Raw genomic sequence first — 13,049 nt, forward strand, 5'->3', positions numbered from 1 at the left:
TGGTCTGGAAGAAGGATCTCGAGGGTCTGGATCAGTGGGAGAGGGACGGTGCGGAGCCGGGGACGACCTGTACTGCGGCACCGTCCACCTGGCTCGGGGTGGGGACGGCGGATCCGGGGAGGGACGCCGAGGCGGCCCCGTAGGCGACGGCGTTGCGCAGCCGGTCGGCGGGCGAGGCGCCGGCCAGGTCGGCCAGCAGGTAGCCGGCCAGGCTGCAGTCCCCGGCGCCCACGGTGCTGCGCACGGTGATCGCCGGGGGGCGGGCGGAGACGAGATCGCCGTCGGCGGTCGAGAGCAGCGCTCCGTCGGCGCCCAGGGTGAGCAGCACCTCGCGGACGCCGCGCTCGTGCAGGGTGGCGACGGCGGCCAGGGCGGCGTCGGGGTCGGCGACGACCTCGGCCTCGCTCACCCCGGCCAGCTGCGCGAGCTCCTCGGTGTTGGGCTTGAGCAGGTCGGGGGCGGCGTCGGGCCCGGCGGCCAGCAGGGCCAGCAGGGGCGCTTCGGAGGTGTCGACGGCGATGCGCGCGCCGGTGGGGCGGACCGCCCGCACCAGGTCGGCGTACCAGTCCTGCGGCGCACCGGGCGGCAGCGAACCGCACAGCGCCACCCAGCGGGCGCCGGCGGCGTGCTCGACGACGGCGGCGGCCAGGGCGGTGCGGGTGGCCTCGTCGAGGGTGGCCCCGGGCTCGTTGAGCTTGGTGGTGGTGCCGTCGGGCTCGGTGAGGGTGTAGTTGGTGCGCACCGGGGTCGCGATCGGCGCGGTGGCCAGCCGCAGCCCGAGCGACTGCAGCGCCCGCACGATGGGGTCGTCGGCGGCGGCGGGCAGCACCGACACGACGTCGGCGCCGGCCGCGGCCACGGCCCGCGAGACGTTGACGCCCTTGCCGCCGGGCTCGGTGCTGCTGGGCGCCAGGCGCGCCACGCTGCCGCGCTCGAGCGGACCGGGCAGCGCCAGCGTGCGGTCCAGGCTGGGGTTGGCCGTGAGGGTCACGATCATGCGGTGCGGACCTCGATCCCGTGCGATTCGATCTCGGAGACGACGTCCGGGTCGGCCTCGTCGTCGGTGATGAGGACGTCGACGTCGTCGACGCCGGCGAAGCGGACCAGGTGCTCGCGGCCGAGCTTGCTGCTGTCGGCGAGCACCACCACCTGCTGGGCGGCCCGGACCATGGCGCGCTTGGAGGCGGCCTCGGTCTCGTCGGGGGTGGTGAAGCCGTGCGCGCCGGTGACCCCGTTGGCGCCGAGGAAGACGACGTCGGCCTTGAGGTCGGCCAGTGCGGCCACGGTGGTCTCCCCGACCGCGGTCTGGGTGATGCCGCGGACCCGGCCGCCGAGCACGTGCAGGCTGATGCCCGGGGCGACCGAGAGCCGGTGCGAGATGGGCACCGAGTTGGTGACGGCCAGCAGGCGGCGGCCGGCGGGCAGCACCTCGGCGAGCGCCGCGGTGGTGCTGCCGCCGTCGAGGATGAGGCTGCCGTCGGCGGCGGGCACGTAGTCCAGGGCGGCCGCCGCGATGCGCCGCTTGTGCTCGGTGCGGGTGCTGCGCCGCTCGCCCAGGCCGGGCTCCAGCACGGTGAGCGCCCCGGTGGGGACGGCGCCGCCGTGCACCCGGCGGAGCATCCCCGACCGCTCGAGGACGGCGAGGTCGCGGCGCACCGTCTCGGTGGTCACCCCGAACCGCTCGGCGACGGCGGTGACGGCGATGCGCCCCCGCTGGGTCACGAGGCCGGCGATGGCCTGCTGGCGCTCCTCGGCGTACATGCCACCCCCTCGTGCTGTCGGACGGGTCACGTCGAGGTGCCCGATCATGTTGCTTCGGATTTGTGTTGGTGTTGTTCTACGTCCGCTTTGTTGACAAGTCAAGACCTTCCGGTGACGCTGGTCACCGGGCCACCGCCCGCCGCCCGCGCAGAGATGAGGTCCACCTCGATGTCGTCCACCACCCCCGTCGTCACCACCCCCGACGCCGACGGCCCGACGGTGCTCACCGGCACCCCCGTCGTCCCCGGTGTGGCGCTCGGTCCGGTCATCCGCCCGCACGGCGCGGTGCAGCTGCCCGCCGACGACGAGGCCCCGGTCGCCGAGGCCGACCGTGCGGGCGAGCGGGCCCGCTTCACGGCCGCGGCCGAGGTGGTGGCCGGCCGGCTGACCGAGCGGGCGGCGGCGGCCAGCGGGGTCAGCGCCGCGGTGCTGCAGACGACGGCCGGCCTGGCCAAGGACCGTGGGTTGCTGTCGACCGTCGAGCAGCGCATCGAGGCCGGCGCGTCGGCGGCGGTGGCCACGGTGGGCGCGGCCCAGCAGTTCGCCGAGCTGTTCGCCAGCCTGGGTGGCCTCATGGCCGAGCGGGTCACCGACGTCAACGACGTGCGCGACCGCATCGTCGCCGAGCTGACCGGGCAGAGCGAGCCGGGCGTGACCAACCCCGACACCCCGTCGGTGCTGCTGGCCGACGACCTCGCGCCCGCCGACACCGCCGGCCTCGACCCCACCCGCGTGGTGGCGCTGGCCACCCGGCTCGGCGGGTCCACCAGCCACACCGCGATCATCGCCCGCCAGCTCGGGCTGCCCTGCGTCGTGGCCGTCGGCGGTCTGGACGACGTGCCCGAGGGTGCGGTCGTGCTGGTCGACGGCGAGCAGGGCACCGTCACCGTCGACCCCGACCCGGCCGACGCGCAGCAGCGGGTGGCGGCGGCCGAGCAGGCCGCCGAGGCGCTGGCCGGCTACGAGGGTCCGGCCACCACCGCCGACGGGCACGCCGTGCAGGTGCTGGCCAACGTGCAGGACGGCGCCGGGGCGCGGGCGGCCGCCGAGGCGCACGCCGAGGGCGTGGGGCTGCTGCGCACCGAGCTGGCCTTCCTCGGCCACAGCGAGGAGCCCTCGGTCGAGGAGCAGGCGAAGGGCTACGCCGCGGTCTTCGAGGCCTTCGCCGGCCGCAAGGTCGTGCTGCGCACCCTGGACGCCGGCTCGGACAAGCCGCTGGCCTTCGCCACCCCGGCCGACGAGGCCAACCCGGCCCTGGGTGTGCGCGGGCTGCGCACCACCCGGCTGAACCCGGGCATCCTCACCCGCCAGCTCGACGCCGTGGCCCAGGCCGCGCAGGCCACCGGCAGCACCCCGTGGGTGATGGCGCCGATGGTGTCCACCGTGGCCGAGGCCGCCGAGTTCGCCGCCCTGGTGCGCGAGCGCGGGCTGGTGCCCGGCGTCATGGTCGAGGTGCCCTCGGTGGCCCTGCTGGCCGACCGCTTCCTCGAGCACCTGGACTTCCTGTCCATCGGCACCAACGACCTGTCGCAGTACGCGCTGGCCGCCGACCGGCTCTCCGGCGACCTGGCCGACCTCACCGACCCGTGGCAGCCGGCGCTGCTGCGGCTGGTGCAGCTCACCGCCGAGGCCGGGCAGCGCACGGGCAAGCCGGTCGGGGTCTGCGGCGAGGCCGCCGCCGACCCGCTGCTGGCCTGCGTGCTGGTCGGGCTGGGCATCACGTCGCTGTCGTGCGCGGCCTCGTCCGTGGCCGGGGTGGGCGCCAAGCTCGGCACCGTCACCCTGGCGACCTGCCAGCGGGCGGCCGAGGTCGCGCTGGCCGCCGACGACCCGCAGACCGCGCGCGCCGCCGTCCGCGAGGTGCTCGACGCCGCCTGAGCGGCCGGGAGCAGACGACCCCCGCACACCTCGGGTGTGCGGGGGTCGTCTGCGTTGTGGTGTCGGACACCATTCGTAGGTTCCTGACCCCCTCGGGTGAACATTCGTAGATCAATGGCCGACATCACCTGTGTTCCGTTGGAACAAACCAGGGGTCGCCTGCTTTAGTAGGGGTGCACCTACCACGAACAGCACCGAGAGAAGGAATCACCATGAGCAGCGTGACCAGCACCTGGCGTCAGCGTCGTGAGGCGTCGCGGACCCGTCGGGCTCTGGACAAGGCGCTCGCCCGGTCGAGCAGCCCCGCGATGCGCGACGACCTGCTGACCCTGGCCAACAGCAGCCAGTTCACCAGCGTGATGCGCTGACACCAGCACCCACAGCACTCGACCCCGACTCCCACCAGGGAGTGCGGGCAGAAGGACCCCCTCGCCCCCACGACGCGCTCCGCGCGCCGCGGGCCCCTGCGAGGGGGCCGCTAGGCCTGGGTGAGCTTGGCGCGCAGGGCGGCCTGGTCGTCGGCGCCGAAGCCGTGCGCGGTCAGCCAGCCGGTTGCCCCGCCGTGCCGCTCGTCGAGCAGCTCGAGCACCCGGCGCATGGTCTCCGCCCGCGGGGTGTGGCTGGCCACGTCGCGCCGGGTCATGTCCTCGGCGTAGGTGGGCCGGGCGGCCAGCTTGGCGACCACGCCCTCGATGCGCTCGGCGGTCTGCGCGTAGTCGGCGACCACGAGCTCGGGTGCCACCCCCGCCACCGACAGGGCCAGCGCGCAGACCACGCCGGTGCGGTCCTTGCCGGCCGCGCAGTGCACCACGGCCGCGCCCGGGGCCGTGGTCACCGCCCGCAGTGCGCCGACCACGTTGTCCGCGCCGTCGGACAGGTAGCCCAGGTAGGCCTTGACCGACGGGCTTTCGTCCTCGTCGCCGGGGGCGGCGGTGCGGGGGAGCAGGGTCTCGACCCAGTCCTCGGGCACCTCGACGTCGGCCGCGTCGTCGTCGGCGAAGACGTCGGTGTACTCGCCGACCTCGGGGATCAGCGAGAAGTGCCGGTGGGTCACGGAGCCGACCTCGCGCAGCGGACCGCGGCCCTCCATGCGCACCTCGGCGCTGGTGCGCAGGTCGACGACGTCGGTGAGCCCGAGCTGCCCGGTGAGCAGCTCGACGTCGCCGCGGGTCAGCTCCTGCAGGTCGTCGCTGCGCAGCACCCGCCCGGGCACCGTCGTTCCGCCGCCGGCCAGGGGGAGCCCGCCCAGGTCTCGGGTGTTGGCGGTGCCGGCGAGCGGGATCCAGCGGGCGTCGACCATGCCCGCGATCCAACCAGCCCCGTCCGGTCGCGGCTCCTAGGGTGGGTCGCGGCCACGACGGGGTGGCCGGTGATCGGGGGTGTCGGTTGACCGCGGAGCAGAGCGACGCAGGCATGCAGGCCCGGGTGGTGCGCAAGGTCGCCGTCCGGCTGATCCCGTTCCTGGGCCTGGCGTACTTCCTCAACTACGTCGACCGCACCAACATCGGCTTCGCCAAGCTGACGATGAGCGCGGACCTCGGGCTCACCGAGACCATGTTCGGCCTGGCCAGCGGCCTGTTCTTCATCGGCTACCTGCTCTTCGAGGTGCCCAGCAACATCGCGCTGCACCGCTTCGGCGCCCGCCGCTGGATCGCCCGCATCCTGGTCACCTGGGGCCTGATCGCCGCCGCGATGGCCTTCGTGCAGAACGCGCCGATGCTCTACGCGTTCCGCATCCTGCTCGGCATCGCCGAGGCCGGGTTCTTCCCCGGGATCATGCTGTACCTGACGTTCTGGTTCCCCCGCTCGGTGCGGGTGCGGCTGACCGGGCTGTTCATGATCGCGCTGCCGGCCTCCAGCGCCCTGGGCGCGCCGATCGCCGGGGCGATCCTGCAGTACTGGGACGGCCTGTTCGGCCTCGCTGGGTGGCGGGTCATGTTCCTGGTGCTCGGGCTGCCCGCCGTCCTGCTGGGTGTCGCCGCGTGGTTCTACCTGACCGACCGCCCGGGGGACGCCGACTGGCTGGCCCCCGACGAGCGCCGTTGGCTCGACGACACGATGGCCGCCGAGCAGCAGGCCACCGAGGCGACCGGCAAGCACCGGGTGCGCGACTCGCTGCGCGACCCCCGGGTGTGGGCGTTGGGCGTCGTCTACTTCGGCGTCACCTACGGCCTCTACGCGCTGAGCTTCTTCCTGCCCACCATCGTCGCGGGGTTCGCCGAGAGCTTCGACACCAGCTTCTCGATCCTGGAGAACGGGCTGATCGTCGCGGTGCCCTTCGCCGTGGGGGCGGTGGCGATGGTGTTCTGGTCCCGGCACTCCGACCGCACCGGCGAGCGCGTGTGGCACGTCGCGCTGCCGGCGCTGCTCGGGGCGGTGAGCATCCCGGTCGCGCTGTACATGGAGTCGCCGCTGGCCACGATGGCGGTCATCACCGTCACTGCGGTCGGGGTCTTCTGCGCGCTACCGGTGTTCTGGTACCTGCCCTCGACCTTCCTGGCCGGGGCCGGTGCCGCCGCCGGCATCGCGCTGGTGAACACGCTGGGCAACAGCTCGGGGTTCGGGGCGCCCTACATCACCGGGTTCCTGCTCGACGCCACCGGCAGCTCGCGGGCCGGGCTGTGGGTGGTCGGCGCGATGATGCTCGTCGCCGGGCTCACCGTCCTGGCCCTGCGCGGTCGGCTGCGCGCCGCCGACGCCGACCGGGTCATCCCCTAGTCCCCATCTGACCGGGCCCCGGCGCTACCGTGCCGGGACCGCACAGCTCACGGGGGTCCCCATGCGTCGCACCGCCCTGCTCGGCCTGCCCGCCGTGCTCCTGCTCGCTGCCTGCAGCACCACCGTCGCGGGTCAGGCCAGCCCCGCCGCGCCGACGGCGCCGTCCGCACCGACGGCGCCGTCGAGCGCGGGTCCCTCGGACGCCGACCGAGCGGCGGTGGCGGACCTCTTCGACGGCCTCTCGCGGTCCAGCCGCTCGGGGCTCGCGGAGCACGCCGAGTACATGGCCGAGCACAACCACCCGGAGTTCACCTACACCGCCGATGAGTGCCTCAGCGCGTTCCGGGGTGCGGGGCTCGAGGACGGCTACACGGTCGACTACGTGGCCGACACCGACAGCATGGTCCCCGACGACGGCTGGACCCTCGGCGCGGACCTCGGGCGCTACGCCGGCCTGGAGCCCAGCGGCGAGGTGTACGTGCTGCCCGTCGACGTGACCCAGACCTTCCGCGGCACGACCGACGGCTACTCGGCCGACCTGCACGCCGCGATCCTGGACGGCACCGCGTACTTCTTCTTCTCCTGCGACGGTGCCTGACCGACCGCGGGGCACGGCACACCCCTGAGGAACCTCATGGGTGACCCGTGCGCAGGGGCCGCCAGGTCGTGAGAGTCGGCACCTGCCCGGGGGCCGGGGGGCGGGCAACGTCGGGGGTGACCGCAGAGGCCACCCCAGGAGGACGACGATGCAGACCCTCACCGCAGCACCCCCGACCGGCACCGCGCTCGCCGTCGAGGTGACCGACCTGCGCCGCAGCTACGGCGACTTCGAGGCCGTGCGCGGCATCTCCTTCGAGGTGCGGCCCGGCGAGGTCTTCGCGCTGCTCGGCGTCAACGGCGCGGGCAAGACCTCGGCGCTCGAGGTGCTGGAGGGCCTGGCCGCGCCGGGCGGGGGCACCGTGCGCGTCTTCGGCGCCGACCCCGTGCGCGACCGCGCCGCCGTCCGGGCCCGGATGGGCATGCTGCTGCAGAGCTCGGGCCTGCCCGGGGACCTCACGGTCGCCGAGACCGTGCGCAGCTGGGCAGGGACCCTCACGACCCCGCGCGACCCCGGCCAGGCGCTGGCCCAGGTCGGGCTGACCGGACGGGCCGACGTCCGGGTGCGCAGCCTCTCGGGCGGCGAGCGGCGCCGGCTGGACCTCGCGCTGGCCGTGCTGGGGCAGCCCGAGGTCGTCGTCCTCGACGAGCCGACCACCGGGCTGGACCCCGAGAGCCGCCGGCAGGTCTGGCGGCTGGTCCAGGACATGGTCGACGGCGGCACCGCGGTCGTGCTCACCACCCACCACCTGGAGGAGGCCGAGGAGCTCGCCGACCGCATCGCGATCCTCAAGGCCGGCCGCATCGTGCTCTCGGGCACCCAGGAGGAGATCGCGGAGACCCAGCCGGCCGTCGTCCGGTTCACCCTCGACGACGACGCCCCCGCACTGCCGGTGCCCGACGGGGTGCAGGTCGTGGCCGCCGGCCCCCGGCACGAGTGGCACACGCGGGCGCTGCAGCCGGTGCTCGCCGAGGTGCTGGCCTGGGCCGCCGAGCACGGCGTGGTGCTGCGCCACCTGCAGGCCACCGCCGCGTCGCTCGAGCAGGCCTTCCTCGCCGTCGCCGAGGGCCGTGCGGGGGACCACGACGAGGTGCCCGCATGACCGCACCCGCTGCCACCCGCCGTCCGCACACCCCGGAGGAGACCCCGATGACCACCGCCACGAGCACCGCCAACCCCACCGCACCGTCCCGGATCGCCCGGCTGCGCGCCGCGGCCACCGCCGAGGCCCGCCTGCTGCTGCGCAACCGCACCGCCGTCTTCAACTCCGTGCTCATGCCGCTGCTGCTGGTCGCCGCGGTGCCCGCGCTGGGCATCGGCGGCGGCGAGGTGGGCGTCGGGCCGACGATGCTCACCGCCGCCGTGGTGATCTCGCTGGTCTACCTCACGTACTACAACCTGGTGACCACCTACGTGGCCCGCCGCGAGGACCTCGTGCTGCAGCGCATGCGCACCGGCGAGCTCTCCGACGGCGAGGTGCTCACGGCCACCGCGGTGCCCACGCTGCTGGTCACGGTCGGCCAGCTGCTGCTGGTGACCGCCGGCGTCGTGGCGCTGGGCGAGTGGACCGCGCCGGTGCAGCCGCTGCTGGTGGTCGGCGCCGTCCTGGGCGGGCTCGTGCTCATGGTGCTGCTGGCGATCGCGAGCACCGGCTTCACCCGCACCGCCGAGTCCGCGCAGATCACGACGCTGCCGATCGTGCTGGTCTCCTCCGCGCTGTCCGGCCTGTTCTTCCCGCTGTCCGTGCTGCCCGAGGGGCTGGCGAACATCGCCCGCTTCCTGCCCGTCACCCCGGTCGTGGACCTGCTGCACCTGGGCTTCTCGGGCACCACGTGGGAGGGCGACCCGGTCGGCGACGTCTCGGTCTGGACCTGGGCCGCGTTCCCCGCCGGTCTGCTGGTGGCCTGGATCGTGGTCGCCGCCCTGCTGGCCCGCCGCGGCTTCCGCTGGGCGCCCCGCCGGTGACGGTTCGCCGCCCTGTTCGCGCGGCTCGGGCCCGGCACGGCAGCATGGCTGCCGTGCCGGGCCTGACGCGTTGGTGGAGCAGCCGCTCCGACACCGACCGGATCGAGATCTACACCCGCTGGTCGTTCCACGTGACCCTGCTGGGGATGCCGTTCCTGCTGCTGGTGGCGACGGTCTCCACCCACCGCAGCCGGGGCCCGCTGTGGGACGTCGCCCTGGCGGTGGCCGCCCTGACCACCGCGGTCGCCTGCTCGGCGGTCACCGAGGCCGGCTTCCGGCGGGGCGTCGTCCCGCGGGGACCGCTGGCCGCGGCGGTGGTCGCCGGTGCGGCCACGGTCGGGCTGGGCCTGCTGCTCACCGACGCCCGGACCCCCGAGGGCGTGCCGACGCCCACCGGGCCCTGGTACCTCGCCATCGTCTCGGCCGCGGTCATCGTGTCGCTGTCGGTGACCACCCCGTACCGCACGCTGCTGGGCTGGTCGGGCCTGGCGGCGGTGCTGTCCGGGGTGCTCGCCGTCCTGCGCGGCTCGCCGCCGGTGGGCGGTGTCGTGGTGGCGCTGTCGATCGGGGTCGCCCTGGGCGCGTTCATGGGGGCCTTCCGGTTCAGCGTGTGGCTGCTCGACGTGGTGCGCGAGCAGGAGCGGGCCCGCGGCGTGCAGGCCCAGCTGGCCGTCGCCGAGGAGCGGCTGCGCTTCGCCCGCGACCTGCACGACGTCATGGGCCGCAACCTGTCGGCGATCGCCGTCAAGTCGCAGCTGGCCGAGCAGCTGGTGCGCCGGGGCCGACCCGAGGCCGCCGAGGAGGTCGCCGCCATCGGGGCGCTGGCCGGGTCGTCGCTGGCCGAGGTGCGCGAGGTGGTGCGCGGTTACCGGGCGGTCGACCTGCGCTCGGAGCTGGCGGGTGCCCGGTCGGTGCTGCGCGCGGCCGGCATCGACTGCACGGTGACCGGGGAGGACGTCGACCTGGCCGAGGAGGCCCAGGTCGTGCTCGGCTGGGTGGTGCGCGAGGCGGTGACCAACGTGCTGCGGCACGGCAGCGGCACGTGCACCATCGCCGTGACCAGGAACGGTGCGGAGGTGCGGTTGACGGTGACCAACGACGTGCGCGGCGACGTCGGCGCGTGGGGCTCGGGGCTGACCGGCCTGGCCGAGCGGCTCGCCGCCGCCGGTGGCCGGCTCACCGCCGAGCGCCGGGACAGCGCGTTCGTGCTGGTGGGGGAGGTGCCGGCGTGATCCGGCTGCTGCTGGCCGACGACGAGAACCTCATCCGCACGGCGCTGGCGACCTTGCTCGGCCTGGAGGACGACGTCGAGGTGGTCGCCCAGGCGGCCTCCGGCGACGAGGCGCTGGCCATGGCGCGGGCGCACCGGCCCGACGTGGCCGTCCTGGACCTGCAGATGCCCGACCGCGACGGCATCTCGGTGGCCGGCGAGCTGGCCGAGGCGCTGCCCGGGTGCGGCGTGGTCATCGTGACCGGGCACGGGCGGGCCGGGCACCTCAAGCGGGCGCTGAGCGCAGGCGTGCGCGGCTTCCTGCCCAAGACGGTGAACGCCACGGTGCTGGCCGACGTGGTGCGCACCGTGCACGGCGGCGGGCGCTACGTCGACCCCGAGCTGGCCGCCGAGGCGATCAGCGCCGGCGACTCACCCTTGACCCCGCGCGAGGCCGACGTGCTGGAGCTGGCCGCGGGTGGTGCGCCGGTCGAGGAGATCGCGGCGAAGGTGCACCTGTCGGTGGGCACGGTGCGCAACCACCTGTCCTCGGCCGCCGGGAAGCTGGGCGCCCCCAACCGCCACGCCGCCGTCGACGCCGCCCGCCGCCACGGCTGGATCTGAGCCCACCCGCCGCCGGGCCCGCCGTCGATCGTGCAGGAGCGCAACGCCGGCGCGCCGCCCACCCGCGTGCCGGTGTTGCCGTTCTGCACGATCAACGCCGGGGTGGGGTCACGAGTTGTCGGGCTCCACGACGTCGGCGTCGCGCTGGGCCTGGTCGTCCGTGGTCAGCGTGGTGTCGTCGGCGCCGCGGTCGGGGGCGGTGTCGCCGGGGCGGCCGTCGACCAGGTTCTCGTCGGAGGGGGAGTCGGCCGGGTTCGTTATCGGGTCGGTCATGCGTCGCTCACTGCCCGCCCCGCCCCGTGATCATGCAGAACGGCAACGCGGACACGCCGTGGTGCGGCGCGCCGGCGTCGCCGTTCTGCAAGATCGACGACTCGGGAGGGGCCTCAGAACGCGGCTTCGTCGACGTCCATCAGGCTGTTGTCCGTCGCGTCGACGATGGCGCGCTCGGCGGTCAGCTTCGGCAGCACCTGGGTGCAGAAGAAGCGGGTGGCGGCGAGCTTGCCCTCGTAGAAGTGCCGGTCGCGCTCGCTCACCTCACCGGCCAGGGCGGCCAGCGCCACCTCCGACTGGCGCACGAGCAGCCACGCGGTGACCAGGTCGCCGGCCGCGAGCAGGAACCGCGAGGTGTTCTGCCCGACCAGGTAGGCGTTGCGCATGTCCTGCGCGGCCTGGCCCAGGTGGCCGAACATCGTGGTGAGCATGCCCTGGACGTCGTCCAGGGCGGTGGCCAGCAGCGCCCGCTCCTCCTTGAGCCGCCCGTTGCCGGCCTGCGCGTCGAGGGTCTGCTGGATCTGCGACGCCAGCCAGCCGATCGCGACTCCGCCGTCCTTGACGATCTTGCGGAAGAAGAAGTCCTGGCCCTGGATCGCGGTGGTGCCCTCGTAGAGGGTGTCGATCTTGGCGTCACGCACGTACTGCTCGATGGGGTAGTCCTGCAGGAAGCCCGAGCCGCCCAGGGTCTGCAGCGACTCGGCGGCCAGCAGCTGCGAGGCCCGCTCGGAGCCGTAGCCCTTCACGATCGGCAGCAGCAGGTCGTTGACCTTGGCGGCCAGCTGGGCCTGCTCGCTGTCGGCGGTGCCGGCGGCCTCGGCCTCCATCACCTCGTCGCGGAAGGTCGCGGTGTACAGGTACAGCGCCCGCATGCCCTCGACGTGGGCCTTCTGCAGCATGAGCGAGCGGCGGACGTCGGGGTGGTGGGTGATCGTGACCCGCGGTGCGTCCTTCGACGTCGCGGTCATGTCGGCGCCCTGCACGCGCGTCTTCGCGTAGTCCAGCGCCACCCGGTAGCCGGCCGACAGGGTGCTGATGGCCTTGGTGCCCACGAACATGCGGGCGTGCTCGATGATCTTGAACATCTGGGCGATGCCCTCGTGCACCTCGCCGACCAGCGTGCCCACGGCCGGCACCGGGCCGTCGCCGAAGGTCAGCTCGCAGGTCGTGGAGACCTTGAGGCCCATCTTCTTCTCGACGCCGGTCACGTAGGCGCCGTTGCGCTCGCCCAGCTCGCCGGTCTCGAGGTCGACGTGGAACTTGGGGACGACGAACAGCGACAGCCCCTTGGTGCCCGGGCCGTGCCCCTCGGGGCGGGCCAGCACCAGGTGCACGATGTTGTCGCTCATGTCGTGCTCGGCGGAGGTGATGAACCGCTTCACGCCGTGGACGTGCCAGGTGCCGTCGGCCTGCTGCACCGCCCGGGTGCGGCCGGAGCCGACGTCGGAGCCCGCGTCGGGCTCGGTGAGCACCATGGTGGCGCCCCAGTTCTTCTCGATCATCAGCTTGGCGAGCCGCTTCTGGTCGGGGGTGCCGAGCTCGTGCAGCACGGTGGCGAACGAGGGTCCGGAGCCGTACATGAAGACCGCCGGGTTGGCGCCGAGGATCATCTCGTAGGCGGCCCAGCGCATGCTCGGGGGAGCACCGAACCCGCCGAGCTCCTCGGGCAGGTCGAGGCGGAACCACTCGCCGTCGTCGATCGCCTTGATCGACTTCCGGAACGACTCGGGCATCGTCACCGAGTGCGTGACCGGGTCGAACACCGGCGGGTTGCGGTCGGCGTCGACGAAGCTCTCGGCCAGCGGCCCCTCGGCCAGCCGGCGGACCTCGTCGAGCACGCCGCGGGCGGTCTCGGCGTCCATCTGCGCGAACGGGCCGGAGCCGAAGCGGTCCTTGGTCGACTGGAACTCGAGGAGGTTGAACTCGAGGTCCCGCAGGTCCGCGGTGTAGTGGCCCATGTGCGTGCTCCCGGCGTGCGTCGTCCCGGCGGGCGCCGTTGCTACCCGCCGGTAACGAACACTA

13 protein-coding genes are annotated in these 13,049 nt (G+C 74.1%); 8 read left to right on the forward strand and 5 right to left on the reverse strand.

All coding sequences use genetic code 11. The features are described from left to right. Positions 1-31: 31 nt before the first annotated feature. Both BLP29_RS07145 and BLP29_RS07150 read right to left on the reverse strand, forming a co-directional pair. Positions 32-997, reverse strand: a complete 966-nt coding sequence (locus BLP29_RS07145; protein ID WP_092801819.1) for a 1-phosphofructokinase family hexose kinase — start codon at positions 995-997, stop codon at positions 32-34. Continuing rightward, complete coding sequence (locus BLP29_RS07150) at positions 994-1,761, reverse strand: DeoR/GlpR family DNA-binding transcription regulator (RefSeq protein WP_092801822.1); 768 nt, start codon at positions 1,759-1,761, stop codon at positions 994-996. Before BLP29_RS07150 ends, BLP29_RS07145 begins: the two co-directional genes overlap by 4 nt. A 168-nt stretch (positions 1,762-1,929) precedes the next feature. On the opposite strand from BLP29_RS07150, the gene BLP29_RS07155 reads away from it, so the two are divergent. Next, entirely contained in the window at positions 1,930-3,639 is a 1,710-nt protein-coding gene (locus BLP29_RS07155) for a phosphoenolpyruvate--protein phosphotransferase (protein ID WP_092801825.1), read from the forward strand. A 221-nt stretch (positions 3,640-3,860) separates the two neighbouring features. Then, on the forward strand, positions 3,861-4,007 hold the full coding sequence (locus BLP29_RS20940) for a hypothetical protein (RefSeq protein ID WP_165839301.1): 147 nt from the start codon (positions 3,861-3,863) through the stop codon (positions 4,005-4,007). 110 nt (positions 4,008-4,117) lie between these two features. On the opposite strand, the gene BLP29_RS07160 is transcribed toward BLP29_RS20940, so the two are convergent. After that, a complete protein-coding gene (locus BLP29_RS07160) occupies positions 4,118-4,939 on the reverse strand; it encodes a tyrosine-protein phosphatase (protein WP_092801828.1) in 822 nt (273 codons plus the stop codon). An 86-nt stretch (positions 4,940-5,025) separates the two neighbouring features. Between BLP29_RS07160 and BLP29_RS07165 the strand changes: the two genes are divergently transcribed. The 6 genes from BLP29_RS07165 (at position 5,026) to BLP29_RS07190 (ending at position 10,754) form a co-directional block, all read left to right on the forward strand. Next, positions 5,026-6,357: an MFS transporter gene (locus BLP29_RS07165; protein WP_243469759.1), complete on the forward strand. Its 1,332-nt coding sequence runs from the start codon at positions 5,026-5,028 to the stop codon at positions 6,355-6,357. Between the two features lie 61 nt (positions 6,358-6,418). Beyond that, positions 6,419-6,955 carry a hypothetical protein gene (locus tag BLP29_RS07170; RefSeq protein ID WP_092801831.1) on the forward strand — a complete coding sequence of 179 codons (537 nt, stop codon included), beginning with the start codon at positions 6,419-6,421 and terminating at the stop codon, positions 6,953-6,955. A gap of 148 nt (positions 6,956-7,103) precedes the next feature. Continuing rightward, positions 7,104-8,057: an ABC transporter ATP-binding protein gene (locus BLP29_RS07175; RefSeq protein ID WP_092801834.1), complete on the forward strand. Its 954-nt coding sequence runs from the start codon at positions 7,104-7,106 to the stop codon at positions 8,055-8,057. Continuing rightward, positions 8,054-8,920: an ABC transporter permease gene (locus BLP29_RS07180; RefSeq protein WP_092801837.1), complete on the forward strand. Its 867-nt coding sequence runs from the start codon at positions 8,054-8,056 to the stop codon at positions 8,918-8,920. The genes BLP29_RS07175 and BLP29_RS07180 overlap by 4 nt, the downstream gene beginning before the upstream one ends. Positions 8,921-8,973: 53 nt before the next feature. Next, positions 8,974-10,152 carry a sensor histidine kinase gene (locus tag BLP29_RS07185; protein ID WP_207798357.1) on the forward strand — a complete coding sequence of 393 codons (1,179 nt, stop codon included), beginning with the start codon at positions 8,974-8,976 and terminating at the stop codon, positions 10,150-10,152. Next, positions 10,149-10,754 (forward strand): response regulator transcription factor, encoded by a 606-nt coding sequence (locus BLP29_RS07190; RefSeq protein WP_092801840.1) that lies wholly within the window; start codon positions 10,149-10,151, stop codon positions 10,752-10,754. The genes BLP29_RS07185 and BLP29_RS07190 overlap by 4 nt, the downstream gene beginning before the upstream one ends. 108 nt (positions 10,755-10,862) lie before the next feature. Here the strand turns inward: BLP29_RS07190 and BLP29_RS20945 are convergent, their stop codons facing one another. Both BLP29_RS20945 and BLP29_RS07195 read right to left on the reverse strand, forming a co-directional pair. Next, a complete protein-coding gene (locus tag BLP29_RS20945; protein WP_165839313.1) occupies positions 10,863-11,027 on the reverse strand; it encodes a hypothetical protein in 165 nt (54 codons plus the stop codon). Positions 11,028-11,140: 113 nt separating this feature from the next. Beyond that, the gene (locus BLP29_RS07195; protein WP_092801843.1) at positions 11,141-12,985 is read right to left on the reverse strand and encodes an acyl-CoA dehydrogenase family protein; all 1,845 of its coding nucleotides are present in this window, start codon (positions 12,983-12,985) and stop codon (positions 11,141-11,143) included. Positions 12,986-13,049: the final 64 nt, after the last annotated feature.

It is taken from the genome of Klenkia marina, assembly GCF_900101025.1.
GTDB classification, from domain to species: Bacteria; Actinomycetota; Actinomycetes; order Mycobacteriales; family Geodermatophilaceae; genus Klenkia; species Klenkia marina.